The organism is Pseudonocardia broussonetiae (genome assembly GCF_013155125.1).
In the GTDB taxonomy this organism is placed as follows: Bacteria; Actinomycetota; Actinomycetes; order Mycobacteriales; family Pseudonocardiaceae; genus Pseudonocardia; species Pseudonocardia broussonetiae.
In genome coordinates, this window is the sequence record NZ_CP053564.1 from 684,398 (window position 1) to 698,242 (window position 13,845).

Sequence of the window (13,845 nt, forward strand, 5' to 3'; positions counted from 1 at the left end):
CTCGTCCTTGATCACCGTCTGGGCAGGAGAACAGCCACATACGGCCGGAACACCTGCCGAGACGGTGATCATGGGCCGCCGGTCACCCATCACGATCCGGCCCGGCCCGCCTGCGTCACCGCTGGTGCGAGGAGCGCAGCCGACCCGGCCGGGGGGCGGGACGGTTCCAGACGACCGCGTACCGCCACAGCGGCAGGCGCCGCCACCGGCAGCCCGGCAGCGCGGCCCGGGCCGTGTCGCGGACCTCGGCGTAGGTGTGCGGCGGGGGCCAGACCGTCGGCGCAGAGTGCTCCCAGTAGCCGTACCGCCGGGCCAGGACGGCGTGCTGCACCGCCCCGGCGAGGTGCACCAGCGCGTCGACCGGCCGGGACGCGCGGGCGACGCCGACCACCGCGACGACGCCGCCCGGAGCGGTGAGCTCGGCGAAGCGCCGGAACGCGGCGGCGGGGTCGGGAAGGTGGTGCAGGGTCGCGACCGAGGCCACGACGTCGAACGAGCCCGGTGCGAACGGGCGGGTGAGGACGTCACCGAGGACCCACCGGACCGCCGCGTCCTCGCCGCGCGCCGACGCCAGCACGCCCTCGTCGAGGTCGATGCCGACGACGTCGGGGACGGCGCGGTGCAGGTCCGCCGCCAGCAGCCCGTTCCCGGTGCCGACGTCCAGCGCGGTGCGGGCACCGTGCGGCACCGCGTCCAGGACCACGCGGTGGTAGTGCGTGTTGTGGTTCCAGCGGCGGGCCACGGGCGCGATCAGACGTTGAAGCGGAACTCCACCACGTCGCCGTCGGCCATCACGTAGTCCTTGCCCTCCATGCGCACCTTGCCCGCCGCCTTCGCCGCCGCCATCGAGCCGGCGGCGATGAGGTCGTCGTAGGACACGATCTCGGCCTTGATGAAGCCGCGCTCGAAGTCGGTGTGGATGACGCCGGCGGCCTGGGGGGCGGTGGCGCCGCGCGGGATCGTCCAGGCGCGGGCCTCCTTGGGGCCGGCGGTGAGGTAGGTCTGCAGGCCGAGGGTGTGGAAGCCGGCGCGGGCCAGGGCGTGCAGGCCGGGCTCGGTCTGGCCGATCGACTCCAGCAGCTCGCGGGCCGACTCCTCGTCGAGCTCGAGCAGCTCCGACTCCACCTTCGCGTCGAGGAACACCGCGTCGGCCGGGGCGACGAGCTCGGTGAGCTCCTTGCGCCGGGCGTCGTCGGTGAGGACGCCCTCGTCGGCGTTGAAGACGTAGAGGAACGGCTTCGTCGTGAGCAGGGTGAGCTCGCGCAGCGGCTCGCGGTCGACGCCCGCGGCGAACAGCGTGGTGCCGCCGTTGAGGATCTCGGCGGCGGCCTCCGCGGCCTCCAGCACCGGGCGCCGGTCCTTCTGCATCCGCGCCTCCTTGGTGAGGCGCGGGATGGCCTTCTCCAGCGTCTGGAGGTCGGCGAGGATCAGCTCGGTGGAGATCGTCTCGATGTCGGAGGCGGGGTCGATGCGGTCGTCGACGTGGATGACGTCCGGGTCGTCGAACACGCGCACGACCTGGCAGATGGCGTCGGACTCGCGGATGTTGGCGAGGAACTTGTTGCCCAGGCCGGCGCCCTCGGAGGCCCCCTTGACGATGCCGGCGATGTCGACGAAGGACACCACCGCGGGCACGGTCTTGACCGAGTTGTGGATCTTCGCGAGCTCACCGAGGCGCGGATCGGGCAACGGGACGACGCCGACGTTGGGCTCGATCGTGGCGAACGGGTAGTTCGCGGCGAGCACGTCGTTGTTGGTCAGCGCGTTGAACAGCGTCGACTTCCCGACGTTGGGCAGGCCGACGATGCCGAGGGTGAGAGACACGAGGGACCAGCGTAGTCGCCGCCCCGAGCGGCCCCGGCCTCCCGGTCGGCTCGCTAGGCCGTTCGGCGGTACTGTCGGCCCGCCAGATCACGCAGGCGGGCGTCACCGCCCGGGCGACGAGAGGTGGGACCCCATGCGCGGAGCAGTCCGGACGATGCTGGCGGCCGCCGCCGGAGCCGCCCTCGTGGCAGGCGGTGTGACGGTGGTGCGGCTCTCGGATGCCGACGCCGCGGCGGCGCCCGCGCCGGTCGCCGACGCCACCGCGCGGACCGGCCTGGTCCCGGAGCTCCCGGTCGACGACCGGCGGCCCGAGCCCGTCGAGGCGCCCGTCAAGGCACTCGCGGCCGCGCCCGAGCCGGCGCCCGTGGCCGCGCCGGCGCCGGAGGCACCTGCCCCGCGGGCCCTCCGCCGCGCCGCGCCCGCGCCGGAGGCACCCGCCGCGCCCGCCCCGCGCCGCGCCCCCGCGGTCGCGCCCGCGCCGGCACCGGCGCCGGCCCGCGCCCCCGAGCCGGCAGCCGGGACCGCACCGGTCGACACCGACGACGACACCCCGGCGCCCGGTGGCACCGACGGCGGTAGCGACGGCGGCGACAGCGACAGCGCCGACAGCGGCGACGACGCCCGCTCCAGCAGCGACGACGGCCCCGACACCCTCGTCGGCCGCGTCGCCGAACCCCTCGGCGTCTCCTGCGGCGGACTCCTCGGCGGCGTCTGCGGTTGAGCGCCCCGCCGACCGGGCCCTACTCGACCGCGTCGAGCCGGTAGCCCATCCCCCGCACCGTGGCGATGCGCTCGGCGCCGAGCTTGCGCCGCAGGTAGCGCACGTAGACGTCGACGACGTTGGAGCCGGGGTCGAAGTCGTAGCCCCACACGTGCGACAGCAGCTGCTCGCGCGTGAGCACCTGCCCCGCGTGCCGCAGGAACGTCTCGGCCAGCGCGAACTCCCGCGCCGACAGGTCGACGGTGCGCCCGCCGACCAGCGCGCGGCGCGTGCGCAGGTCGAGCTGCAGACCGCCGTGGACGAGGACGGTCAGCTCGGCGGAGCGCTCGGTCGTCAGCCGCAGCCGCACGCGGGCGAGCAGCTCCTCGAAGCGGAACGGCTTGGCCATGTAGTCGTCGGCGCCGCCCTCCAGCCCGGCGACGGTGTCGCGGACGCCGTCGCGCGCCGTCAGCACGATCACCGGGATCGTGCAGCGGTCGGAGCGGAGCTTGTGCAGGACCGCGAAGCCGTCCATGCCGGGCAGGCCGATGTCGAGGACGAGCAGGTCGAAGGCGCCGGAGACGGCGTGGTCGTAGGCCGAGAGCCCGTCGGACACCACCGTCGTGACGAAGCCGTTGGCCGTCAGCCCCTTCTCGACGAACGCGGAGATCCGCGGCTCGTCCTCGGCGATCAGGATGCGGCTCACGGGCTCTCCTCGGGTGGGACCGCCGGCACGGCGATCGTGAACGTGGCACCCCGGCCGACGACGCTGTCGAGCAGCACCTGCCCGCCGTGCGCGACGGCGATGGCGCGGATGATCGACAGCCCCAGCCCGGCGCCCTCGGACCGCCGCCCGGTCGACGTGCCGCGGGCGAAGCGCTCGAAGATGCGGGCGCGGTCGGCCTCGGCGATGCCGGGCCCGGAGTCGGCCACCCAGAACCGCAGCTCGCCGCCGGCGAGCTGGGAGCCGATCGCGATGCGGTCGCCGGGGCGGGTGTGGCGGACGGCGTTGTCGGCGAGGGCGACGATCGCCTGCGTGATCCGCTGCGGGTCGACGACGGCGTCGACGCGGGCCGCCGTCTCCAGCACCCACTCCCGCTCCCCCAGCGTGACGACCTTGTCGAACACGTCCTCGGTGAGCCCGCCGACGTCGGTCGGCCCGGGGTGCAGGAACGCCGGCTGCTCGGAGCGGGCGAGCAGCAGCAGGTCCGACACCATGCGGTTCATCCGCTCCAGCTCGTCGTCGACGAGGTCGACGGTGGAGGCGACGTCGGCGGGGTCGTGGGCGTCGAGCACCTCGAGGTGGCCGCGCACGATCGTGATCGGCGTGCGCAGCTCGTGGCCGGCGTCGTCGACGAAGCGGCGCTGGACGTCGACGCCGGTCTCGACGCGGTCGAGCATCGCGTTGACGGTGTGGACGAGGTCGCGCAGCTCGTCGCGGCCGTCGTCGGCGCCCGGGCCGAGCGGGATGCGGCGCGAGATGTCGGTGTCGGTGATGGAGCGCGCCGTGTCGGCGACGTCGCGCAGCGGGCGCAGGATCCGGCCCGCGACGAGCCACGCGCCGCCCGCCGCGAGCAGCGCCGTCAGCGCCCCGACCAGCAGCATCACGCGCGCGGCGTCGTGCGCGGCCTCGCGCTCGTCGTCGACGAGGTAGGCGGCGACGATCACGCCGGTGCTGCCCGTCGGGTCGGCGAACTCGATCGGCACGGCGAGGTAGAGCACCTCACCCGTCGCGCTCTCGTATGTCTGCTGCACCGGCGCCGTCACGTCCGCCACGAGCGCGGTGAACGCCGGGTCGTTCTGCAGCACGGCGGGCGCGTCGTCGGCGCGGCGGCTCTGGTAGGCGAACGCGCCGTCGACGTAGCCGAGGAACTTCTCGTGGGGGCGCGCCTGGTTGTAGGCGATGGCGGCGTCGAGCACGTCGCCGACGGAGGCGAACGGAGCGCCGTCGCGGGGGTTGACGCCCTCGGCCACGACGCCCGCGAACTCCTCCACCTCGTTGACCAGCGCCGCCCGCATCCGCGCGTCGGTGTCCTGCAGCAGCAGGCGCCAGGTCACGAACGTGACGACCGACAGCGCGAGCAGCACGAGCGCCAGCACCCAGCCGACGATCCGCATCCGCGCGGTGCCGGGCGGGCGCACGCGGGGCAGCGCGCGCACGGCGGGCGTCGGGAGGGCCCGGGGCGGCGCGTCAGTCGTCGTCGTCGGGGCCGTCATCATCATCATCATCGTCGTCGTCGGCGGGTGGGGGTGCGACGTAGCCGTCGGGGTCGGGCGGGGCGACCGGCACCGGCGCGACGACCTCCGCGGGCGCCTCGACGCGGATGGGCTGCACCGGGGCGGGGGCTTCGGGCGCGGAACGGGTCGCCGTCACGCCGGCCACGACCCCGGCGACGACCAGCACGCCGATCGCCGCGGCCAGGGGTGTGCGCATGCCGGTGATCCTGCCCGGCGGCGGTGACCGGACGGTGAGAGCCGGATGAGACGGCTCTCATCCGGGCCCGCCCGGCGGGCGGCGAGTCGCGTCCGATTCCCGCCAGTACCGGCGGGGGCGGGGTGGCAGAGTCGACGTCGTGCTCCTCGACCACGACCGCTGCTACAACGCCCTCGCCTCGCGCGACGCGCGGTTCGACGGGCACTTCATCGCCGCCGTCCGCACCACGAAGATCTACTGCCGCCCGTCCTGCCCGGCCATGAAGCCCAAGCGCGCCAACGTCGAGTTCCTGCCGACGGCGGCCGCCGCCCAGCTGCGCGGCTACCGCGCGTGCCGCCGCTGCCGGCCCGACGCCGTGCCCGGATCCCCGGACTGGAACGCCCGCGCCGACCTCGCCGCCCGCGCGATGCGCCTCATCACCGACGGCGTCGTCGAGCGCGACGGCGTGAGCGGGCTCGCGTCCTCGCTGGGCTACTCGACGCGCCAGCTCACGCGCGTGCTCACCGCCGAGCTCGGCGCCGGTCCGCTCGCGCTCGCCCGCGCGCACCGCGCCCACACCGCGCGGCTGCTCATCGAGACGACGCCGCTCGGGATGGCCGACGTGGCGTTCGCGGCCGGGTTCGCGAGCGTGCGGCAGTTCAACGACACCGTCCGCGAGGTGTACGGCGTCGCGCCGACCGTGCTGCGCACCGAGGCCGGGCGCCGCCGTCCCGCGCCGGTCGCGGGCACGCTCGTGCTGCGCCTGCCGCACCGCACCCCGTTCGACGCCGACGGCCTGCTGGCGCACTTCGCGACCCGGGCGCTGCCCGGCGTCGAGGAGGTCGGGGAGGGGCGCTACGCCCGGACGCTGCGGCTGCCCCACGGTGCCGCGACCGTCGACCTCTCCCCCGCCGACGGGCACGTCCGCGCCACGCTGCGCCTGGCCGACCCCCGCGACCTCGGCCCCGCCGTCGCCCGGCTGCGCCGCCTGCTCGACCTCGACGCCGACCCCGTCGCCGTCGACGAGGTGCTCGGCGCCGACCCCGCACTCGCGGCGCGCGTCGCCGCGGTGCCGGGGATCCGGCTGCCCGGCACCGTCGACGGCGTGGAGACCGCGGTGCGGGCCGTGCTGGGGCAGCAGGTGTCCCTCGCCGCGGGCGTCACGGCCACGGGCCGGCTCGCCGCCGCGCTCGGCGACCGGCTGCCCCCCGCGCTCGCCGCGGGCGGGCCCGACCTGCTCTTCCCCACGGCCGCCGCGATCGCCGAGCACGGAGCCTCCGTGCTGACCGGGCCCGCCCGGCGGATCGCGACGGTCGTCGGGCTGGCCGCGGCCGTCGCCGACGGCTCGCTCGTGCTCGATCCCGGGCGCGACGCGGCGGGGCTGCGCGAGTCGCTGCTCGCGCTGCCCGGCGTCGGCCCGTGGACGGCCGGCTACCTCGCGATGCGGATCGTCGGCGACCCCGACGAGCTGCTCGCCACCGACCTCGCCGTGCGCCACGGCGCCGCCGCGCTCGACCTGCCGTCCGATGTGGACGGTCTGACGGCGCGCGCGGAGACCTGGAAGCCCTGGCGGTCCTACGCCGCCACCCACCTGTGGCGCTGCGCCGCAACGAGTCCCCGGAGGACGTCATGAGCACCTGGTCCACACTGGACACCCCGATCGGCCCGTTCACGGCCGTCGTCGACGAGGACGGGGCCGTGCTGGCCTCGGGCTGGACGGCCACCACCGACGACCTGCTGCCGCTGGTCCACCCGGCGCTGCGGCCGGCGTCGGTCGTCGAGGGCGACCTCGGGGCCGTCGGCGAGGCGATCACCCGCTACCACGCTGGCGAGCTGTCGGCGATCGACGACGTGCCCGTGCGGCAGCGCTCCGGGGAGTTCCTGCAGCACGCGTGGGACGTCCTGCGCACGGTGCCGGCGGGCGCGCCGGTGACCTACACCGAGTACGCCGCGAAGTCCGGGCGCCCGGCGGCGGTGCGGGCGGCGGCGTCGGCCTGCGCCCGCAACGCCGCGGCCCTGTTCGTGCCGTGCCACCGGGTGCTGCGGACCGACGGCACGCTCGGCGGGTTCCGGTGGGGGGTGGAGGTCAAGCAGCGCCTGCTGGACCACGAGCGGGCGCACTGACCTCGCCGCCCTCGCCGCCGCCGCCCCCGGTTGCCGCCGCCCCCGGTTGCAGCAAGGCCACCTTCATGACGGTTCGTTGCGTGAAGGTGGCCTTGCTGCAAGTCGGGAGGACGGGGCGGATCAGCCCGGGAGCTCCGTCGACGGCTTCAGCTGCAGCTGGTTGAAGATCGTGTTCGACTCGTCCAGCGTGCCGGTGCGGATCTCCCAGGTGTAGGGCGCGCCCTCGTAGACGCCGGTGGAGATGACCACCCCGTTGCTGTTCTGCACGGTGTACAGCGGGCCCTGGTTGACGCCGCCCACCTGCCACTGGTCGAACTCCTCGACGCGCGGGCCCAGGTCGGCCGTCTCCTGGTACCAGGCCTGCGCGGCCTCCTGGTCGGGCCACTGCGCGAAGACGACCTCGGCGCTGGGCGCGACGGCGGAGTAGTCGCAGGTGGAGGCCTCGGTCGGGAGGACGCCGGTGCTGGTGCGCACGGTCTGGTCCGACGCGGCGCAGGTCGAGTCGGCGGCGTCCGGGAAGACCGAGGCCAGCTGGCCGGCCGCGGCGGGCGCGCTGGTGGCGGCCGCGGTGGTGGTGGGGGCGGAGAGGGCGGACGTCGGCGCGGGTGCTGGCGGCGCCTGCGCCGGGACGGTGCCGCCGCCGCACGCGGCCGCGCTCACCAGGACGAGCGCCCCGGCCGCGATCCGGATCCCGACCCTCAACGAACTTCCGTGCACGACTGCTCCTCCTGGCCCGCGCGGCGGCCGGGTCCGTTCCCGACCTGCTCCGGCGACGATCTCCGCCGCTACCTCGCAGGACCGCGGGCGACCGTTACAACCGCCCGGCCACCCGGCCCCCGTCCGCCCGGCCCCGGCGCGCCCGGTCCCCGTCCACGCGGCCCCCGTCCCCCCGGCCCCGGCCCTCTGGCGTCCGCCCCTCTCCACCGGTTGCAGCAAGGCCACCTTGACGCAACGAACCGTCAGCAAGGTGGCCTTGCTGCAACTCGGGGCGGGGCGGGGCGGCGGGGGGGGCGGGCGGGCGGCGGGGGGCGAGGCGGGGGGCGGCGCGGGGGGCCGGAGCGGGTGCGCACGGCCGGCTCGCACAGACGTTCGACCGCTCACCGATCCGTGGCGACCTCCGGCCCGCGGCCCGGCGCGTCCGGGCGGGATCTGTCGGGGGTCCGTTGCACGCTGTCGCCGTGGACACCGCCGTGCTTCTCCTCGGCCTGCTCGTCGGGCTGGCGCTGGGCGCCGCAGGCGCGTGGGCGCTGGTCTCCGCCCGCGCGCGGGCCACGGTCGCGGAGGCCGCGCGCACCGCGGCCGACCAGAGCGCCATGGCCCGGGCCGACGCCGCGGGCGTGCGGGCCGAGCGGGCCGGGCTCGTCGCCCGGGTCGACGCGCTCGACCGGCAGCTGGGCCAGGCGCTCGAGCGGCTGCGCGCCGCCGAGTCCGACGCCGCGGGCGCGCACGCCGCGCTGCGCAGCGAGCGCGAGGCGGCCGGGGCCCGCGAGGCCCTGCTCACCCGCCGCGACGCCGAGCTCAAGGAGGCGTTCGGCGCGCTGTCGGCCGACGCGCTGGCGCGCAACAACGAGCAGTTCGTGGCGCTCGCCGAGGGCCGGCTCAAGGAGGCCACGGCCGCTCTGCACGCCAAGGCCGACGGCGACGCCGCCGCCCGCGCCCACGCGATCTCCGCGCTGCTCGACCCGATGACGTCCACGCTGCGGCGCGTCGAGGGGCAGCTGCGCGACGTCGAGAAGGAGCGCGAGTCGGCCTACGCCGGGCTGCGCGAGCAGGTCGCCACGATGCACCGCAGCTCCGAGCAGCTCCAGCACGAGACGAAGTCACTGGTCAACGCGCTGCGGGCGCCTCAGGTGCGGGGCCGGTGGGGCGAGCTGCAGCTGGAGCGGATCGTGCAGCTCGCCGGCATGGTCGAGCACTGCGACTTCTCCACGCAGGTCACCGGCCAGGGCGAGGACGGCGGCGTGCGGCCCGACATGGTCGTGCACCTCGCGGGCGGCAAGCAGGTCGTCGTCGACGCCAAGGTGCCGTTCGCGGCGTACCTCGAGGCCGTGGAGAGCCGCGACGAGGCCACGCACCGGGAGCGGCTCACCGCGCACGCGCGCCAGCTGCGCCAGCACGTCGACACGCTGTCGGGCAAGAGCTACTGGGCCGCGTTCCAGCCCTCGCCGGAGTTCGTGGTGCTGTTCGTGCCGGGCGACCCGTTCCTGGAGGCCGCGCTGCAGGCCGACCCGTCGCTCATGGAGCACGCGTTCGCCAGCAACGTCGTGATCGCCACGCCCACCACGCTGATCGCGCTGCTGCGCACGGTCGCGTACTCGTGGCGGCAGGAGGCGCTGGCGCGCAACGCCGCGCAGGTCCACCAGCTCGGCAAGGAGCTGCACGGCCGGCTGGCCACGATGGGCACGCACGTCGCGAAGCTGGGGCGCAGCCTCGACGCCGCCGTCGGCAGCTACAACCAGACCGTCAGCTCGCTGGAGGCGCGCGTGCTGGTCACCGCGCGCAAGCTCACCGACCTCGAGGTGGCCGACGACGAGCTCGCCGCGCCCGGCCAGATCGAGCGCGCGCCGCGCGTCATCGCCGCGCCGGAGCTGGTGGCGTCGGCGGCCGACGCGCTGGTCGCCCTGCACAGGGACCAGACACAGCACGAACGTGAGCGCCGTCATGACGAGGAGAGCGGCGAGCCCCGGGCTAATCTTGGGCGGTGACCGCCGCTCCCGCCCGCACCGTCGACGTGGCCGAGCGCGGCGCCGGCGGCCGCTGGCCGGTGCCGGACCGCTCGGTGATCGCCACCGTGCTCGGCGTGCCCCCACTGGCCGCCGTCGGGCTCGCGGCCGCGCTCACGCTGCTGGGCGTCGTCGCCGACCTGTTCCGGATCGGCACGCTCGGTGCCGTGTTCACGGTCTGCTACCTCGGCGGGTGCGTCCTGTCGGTGGCGTGGGTGCGCCGGCGCAGCCTGTTCGCGCCGATGGTGTCGCCGCCGCTGCTGCTCGCGATCGCGGTGCCGGTGGTCGTGCTGCTCGCCGGCTCGCCGCGCCCGGGCACCGGCATCTCCGAGCGGCTCATCACGATCGGTGCGCCGCTCGTCAACAGCTTCCCGATCATGGCCTGGACCACCGCCGCCGTGCTCGCGCTGGGCGTCGGGCGGATCCTGGCCCAGCGCGCGGCCGTCGAGGCCGCGCGCCCGGCCGAGGGCAAGCGCAGCGCGGGCGGGCGCCGCGGCACGGTGCGGGCCACGGCCGCGAGCGTGAAGGCGGGGGCGAAGGCCGCTAGCGCGAAGCGCGCGACGGGCGCAGCTCGCGCGGCAACGAGAAGGTCAGCGTCTCCTCCGCCGTCGTGATCTCCTCGACGGAGCCGAATCCGTGCTCGGCGAGCTTGTCGAGGACGCCGCGCACCAGCACCTCGGGCACCGACGCCCCGCTGGTGACGCCCACGGTCTCGACGCCGTCGAGCCAGGCGTCGTCGATCTCCCGGGCGTAGTCGATCAGGTACGACGCCCCGGCGCCCGCCTGCAGCGCCACCTCGACCAGCCGCACCGAGTTCGACGAGTTGGTCGAGCCGACGACGAGCACGAGGTCGCACCGCGCGGCCATCGCCTTCACCGCGACCTGGCGGTTCTGCGTGGCGTAGCAGATGTCGTCGCTCGGCGGGTTCTGCAGCGACGGGAAGCGCTCGCGCAGCGCGCGGACGGTGTCCATCGTCTCGTCGACCGACAGCGTGGTCTGGGAGAGCCAGATGACCTTGTCGGGGTCGCGGACGGTCACGTTCGCGACGTCCTCGGCGGTCTCGACGAGCTGGATGTGCTGCGGCGCCTCGCCCGCGGTGCCCTCGACCTCCTCGTGGCCGTGGTGCCCGACCAGCAGGATGTCGTAGTCCTCGCGGGCGAAGCGCTTCGCCTCGTGGTGCACCTTCGTGACCAGCGGGCAGGTGGCGTCGATCGTGCGGAGCTCGCGCTCGGCGGCCTGGGCGTGCACCGCGGGCGAGACGCCGTGCGCGGAGAACACGACGAGAGCGCCGGTGGGGACCTCGTCGGTCTCGTCGACGAAGATCGCGCCGCGGGCCTCCAGGGTCTCGACGACGTGACGGTTGTGCACGATCTGCTTGCGGACGTACACCGGCGCGCCGTGCTGTTCCAGGGCGAGCTCCACGGCCTCGACGGCGCGGTCGACGCCGGCGCAGTAGCCGCGCGGCTTGGCGAGCAGGACGCGCTTCGCGGTTCCGGACATGCCCCCAGCCTACGGACGGGCCGCGGACCGGGCCGCTCATCGTGTCCCGTCGCACCCCACCCCGGGCTGCCGCGGGCGCGGCAGCAGGCGAGACTGTGTCCCATGAAGCCGCTGCCCCTGCCGGTGCGCCTCGCCGCCGGCATCGTCGCCCTCGCCGTGGAGCAGGCCCGGGACCTGCCGCGGCTCGTCGTCGAGTTCCCCGTCACCGCCGTGAGCCAGGCCCTGCAGGCGTCGATGCGCGTGCAGCAGAAGGTCACCGAGGTCGCCATCAAGGGCGACCGCGCGCTGGGCGCCCTGCGCCCGGTCGAGGAGAAGCCGAGCTGGGCGACGTTCGACGAGGACGAGCCGCGCACCAACGGCTCCGTCACCGAGCTCCGCCGCGGCGGACGACCGGCCGCCGCGCCGCGCACCCGCCCGCCCGGCGTCCGCGTGACGGAGCCGCCCGCGGGCCCGCCGACCCGGCCCGCCGGCACGCGCGTGACCGAGCCCCCGGCGCCCGGGACGGTCCCGCCCGCCGCGACGTCCCCCGCCGCCGAGAAGTCCGCCACCGCGAAGCCCGCCACCGCGGAGCCCGCCACGAAGCCCGCCCCGAAGCCCGCCGCGCCGAAGGCCCCCGCGGCCAAGGCCCCGGCAGCACCGGAGCCGGCCGCGCCGGAGCCCGCCGCGGCGCCGGAGCCCGCGAAGGACACCGACGGCGCCCCGGCGAAGGCCGTCGAGCCCGCACCGGAGAAGCCCGCCCTCGAGGCCGGGCCCACGCCGTCGCCGACCACCGCACCGCCCGCGATCGAGCCCACCCCGGCCCGCACCTCCACCCCCGTGCCGGTCGTGCGCGAGAAGCCCGTGCCCAGCACGCCGAAGAAGGCCCCCACCGGCGGACCGGCCGCGCTGCCCGAGTACCCGGGGCTGACGATCCCGCAGCTGCGGGCGAAGCTGCGCACGCTGAAGCCGGCCGACCTGCAGGCGCTCCTGGAGTGGGAGCGGGCGCACGAGGCGCGGCCGCCGTTCGTCACGATGCTGACCAACCGGATCACCACGGTCTCGGAGGCATGAGCCGACCGACCCCGACGCCCGCGACCACGCCGGAGCAGCCCTGGCCGGTCCGGACGGTCGCGCGCAAGATCGCCGAGTGGGTCGACCGCCTCGGGGCGGTGTGGGTCGAGGGGCAGCTCGCGCAGGTCACCGCGCGGGCGGGCACCGGCACGGCGTTCCTCGTGCTGCGCGACCCCGCCGCCGACGTGTCGCTGCAGCTCACGGCGCCGATCGGGCTCGTGCGCGACGGCGGGCCCGCCGTGGCCGAGGGCAACCGCGTCGTCGTGCACGGCAGGCCGTCGTTCTTCCTGGGCCGCGGCACGCTGAGCCTGCGGGTCACCGAGATCCGCGCCGTCGGCATCGGCGAGCTCCTGGCGCGGATCGAGCGGCTGCGCAAGCTGCTCGCCGCCGAGGGGCTGTTCGACCCCGCCCGCAAGCGCCGCCCGCCGTTCCTGCCGCGCTGCATCGGCCTGGTCACCGGGCGCGCGTCGGCGGCCGAGCACGACGTCGTCTCGAACGCGACGGCCCGCTGGCCCGCGGCGCGCTTCCGCATCGAGCACGTCGCGACGCAGGGCGCGCTGTCGGTGCCGCAGATCGTCGACGCGATCGCCCGGCTGGACCGCGACGCCGACGTCGACGTCATCGTGCTCGCCCGCGGCGGCGGCAGCGTCGAGGACCTCCTGCCCTTCTCCGACGAGACGCTGTGCCGCGCCGTCGCCGAGTGCCGCACGCCCGTCGTCTCGGCGATCGGGCACGAGCCGGACACCCCGCTCGTCGACCACGTCGCCGACGTCCGCTGCTCCACACCCACCGAGGCGGGCCGGCGCCTGGTTCCCGACCTCGCCGAGGAGACCGCCCGCATCGCCGGGCTGCGCGACCGCGCCGGACGCGCGCTGGCCGGCTGGGTCGACCGCGAGGAGCGCCTGCTCGCGGCACTGCGCGCGCGCCCGGTGCTGGCCGACCCGCTGCGCCTGCTCGACGCGCGGCACACCGACGTGGAGCGGTTGCGGGAGTCGGCGCACGCGTGCCTGGTGCGCGGCCTCGACCGGCGCGGCACGGAGGTCGAGCACCTGCGCGCCCGGCTGACGACGCTGGGGCCGGCGGCCACGCTCGCGCGCGGGTACGCGATCGTGCAGCGCGTCGTCGACGGGAAGGGGCCGCCGCCAGTGCTGCGCTCGGTCGACGAGGTGGCCGACGGGGACCGGCTGCGCATCCGCGTCGGCGACGGGGCGGTGCTCGCCACGGTGGCCGCCGAGGCCCCGCCGAAGAAGAGGACAGCACGCAAGCGCGCCCCGGCCGGGGCCGGGACGGGGAGCACCGATGGCTGAGCCGGTGGAGTCGCTGGGCTACGAGCAGGCGCGCGACGAGCTCGTGGAGGTGGTGCGCGCGCTGGAGGCGGGCGGGCTGTCGCTCGACGAGTCGGTCGCGCTGTGGGAGCGCGGCGAGGCGCTGGCCGCGCGCTGCGAGGAGCAGCTCGCCGGTGCCCGTGAGCGCGTGCAGACCGCGCTCGACGCCCGCGCCGACTGAGTGAC

At 76.1% G+C, this 13,845-nt stretch carries 15 protein-coding genes; 8 read left to right on the top strand and 7 right to left on the bottom strand.

What is annotated here, in order from left to right; genetic code table 11:
• Window positions 1-115: 115 nt before the first annotated feature.
• Together HOP40_RS03345 and ychF are read right to left on the bottom strand one after the other, a co-directional pair.
• Window positions 116-742, bottom strand: coding sequence for a class I SAM-dependent methyltransferase (locus tag HOP40_RS03345; RefSeq protein WP_205347066.1), 627 nt, complete (start codon window positions 740-742; stop codon window positions 116-118).
• Window positions 743-750: 8 nt separating this feature from the next.
• Complete coding sequence (ychF, locus tag HOP40_RS03350; RefSeq protein WP_172154534.1) at window positions 751-1,824, bottom strand: redox-regulated ATPase YchF; 1,074 nt, start codon at window positions 1,822-1,824, stop codon at window positions 751-753.
• 133 nt (window positions 1,825-1,957) lie between these two features.
• On the opposite strand from ychF, the gene HOP40_RS35360 reads away from it, so the two are divergent.
• Window positions 1,958-2,545: a hypothetical protein gene (locus HOP40_RS35360; protein ID WP_205347067.1), complete on the top strand. Its 588-nt coding sequence runs from the start codon at window positions 1,958-1,960 to the stop codon at window positions 2,543-2,545.
• 19 nt (window positions 2,546-2,564) lie between these two features.
• On the opposite strand, the gene HOP40_RS03360 is transcribed toward HOP40_RS35360, so the two are convergent.
• Genes HOP40_RS03360 through HOP40_RS03370 form a run of 3 tightly spaced genes read right to left on the bottom strand, consistent with a single transcriptional unit; the run spans window position 2,565 to window position 4,958 of the window.
• Complete coding sequence (locus HOP40_RS03360) at window positions 2,565-3,230, bottom strand: response regulator transcription factor (protein WP_172154536.1); 666 nt, start codon at window positions 3,228-3,230, stop codon at window positions 2,565-2,567.
• Complete coding sequence (locus HOP40_RS03365) at window positions 3,227-4,744, bottom strand: sensor histidine kinase (RefSeq protein ID WP_476705425.1); 1,518 nt, start codon at window positions 4,742-4,744, stop codon at window positions 3,227-3,229. Before HOP40_RS03365 ends, HOP40_RS03360 begins: the two co-directional genes overlap by 4 nt.
• Window positions 4,716-4,958 (bottom strand): hypothetical protein, encoded by a 243-nt coding sequence (locus HOP40_RS03370; RefSeq protein WP_172154540.1) that lies wholly within the window; start codon window positions 4,956-4,958, stop codon window positions 4,716-4,718. The genes HOP40_RS03365 and HOP40_RS03370 overlap by 29 nt, the downstream gene beginning before the upstream one ends.
• Before the next feature lie 139 nt (window positions 4,959-5,097).
• Here HOP40_RS03370 and HOP40_RS03375 point away from each other — a divergent pair, with 139 nt between their 5' ends.
• Window positions 5,098-6,570, top strand: coding sequence for a DNA-3-methyladenine glycosylase 2 (locus HOP40_RS03375; RefSeq protein WP_172154542.1), 1,473 nt, complete (start codon window positions 5,098-5,100; stop codon window positions 6,568-6,570).
• Window positions 6,567-7,061, top strand: a complete 495-nt coding sequence (locus tag HOP40_RS03380; protein ID WP_172154544.1) for a methylated-DNA--[protein]-cysteine S-methyltransferase — start codon at window positions 6,567-6,569, stop codon at window positions 7,059-7,061. The genes HOP40_RS03375 and HOP40_RS03380 overlap by 4 nt, the downstream gene beginning before the upstream one ends.
• 120 nt (window positions 7,062-7,181) lie before the next feature.
• Here the strand turns inward: HOP40_RS03380 and HOP40_RS03385 are convergent, their stop codons facing one another.
• Window positions 7,182-7,763, bottom strand: a complete 582-nt coding sequence (locus tag HOP40_RS03385) for a hypothetical protein (RefSeq protein ID WP_205347068.1) — start codon at window positions 7,761-7,763, stop codon at window positions 7,182-7,184.
• A 476-nt stretch (window positions 7,764-8,239) separates the two neighbouring features.
• Between HOP40_RS03385 and HOP40_RS03390 the strand changes: the two genes are divergently transcribed.
• Both HOP40_RS03390 and HOP40_RS03395 read left to right on the top strand, forming a co-directional pair.
• A complete protein-coding gene (locus HOP40_RS03390) occupies window positions 8,240-9,766 on the top strand; it encodes a DNA recombination protein RmuC (protein ID WP_240157489.1) in 1,527 nt (508 codons plus the stop codon).
• A complete protein-coding gene (locus HOP40_RS03395) occupies window positions 9,763-10,398 on the top strand; it encodes a DUF6542 domain-containing protein (RefSeq protein ID WP_172154548.1) in 636 nt (211 codons plus the stop codon). The genes HOP40_RS03390 and HOP40_RS03395 overlap by 4 nt, the downstream gene beginning before the upstream one ends.
• Here HOP40_RS03395 and HOP40_RS03400 read toward each other — a convergent pair.
• A complete protein-coding gene (locus HOP40_RS03400) occupies window positions 10,328-11,284 on the bottom strand; it encodes a 4-hydroxy-3-methylbut-2-enyl diphosphate reductase (protein WP_172154550.1) in 957 nt (318 codons plus the stop codon). The genes HOP40_RS03395 and HOP40_RS03400 overlap by 71 nt on opposite strands.
• Window positions 11,285-11,386: 102 nt before the next feature.
• Between HOP40_RS03400 and HOP40_RS03405 the strand changes: the two genes are divergently transcribed.
• From HOP40_RS03405 to HOP40_RS03415, 3 genes are read left to right on the top strand one after another with little or no spacing between them, the layout of a single operon-like run.
• Window positions 11,387-12,334: a lipid droplet-associated protein gene (locus tag HOP40_RS03405; protein WP_172154552.1), complete on the top strand. Its 948-nt coding sequence runs from the start codon at window positions 11,387-11,389 to the stop codon at window positions 12,332-12,334.
• Window positions 12,331-13,641 carry an exodeoxyribonuclease VII large subunit gene (gene xseA / locus HOP40_RS03410; RefSeq protein ID WP_172154554.1) on the top strand — a complete coding sequence of 437 codons (1,311 nt, stop codon included), beginning with the start codon at window positions 12,331-12,333 and terminating at the stop codon, window positions 13,639-13,641. The genes HOP40_RS03405 and xseA overlap by 4 nt, the downstream gene beginning before the upstream one ends.
• Entirely contained in the window at window positions 13,634-13,840 is a 207-nt protein-coding gene (locus tag HOP40_RS03415; protein ID WP_172154556.1) for an exodeoxyribonuclease VII small subunit, read from the top strand. The genes xseA and HOP40_RS03415 overlap by 8 nt, the downstream gene beginning before the upstream one ends.
• The last annotated feature ends 5 nt before the right edge of the window (window positions 13,841-13,845 follow it).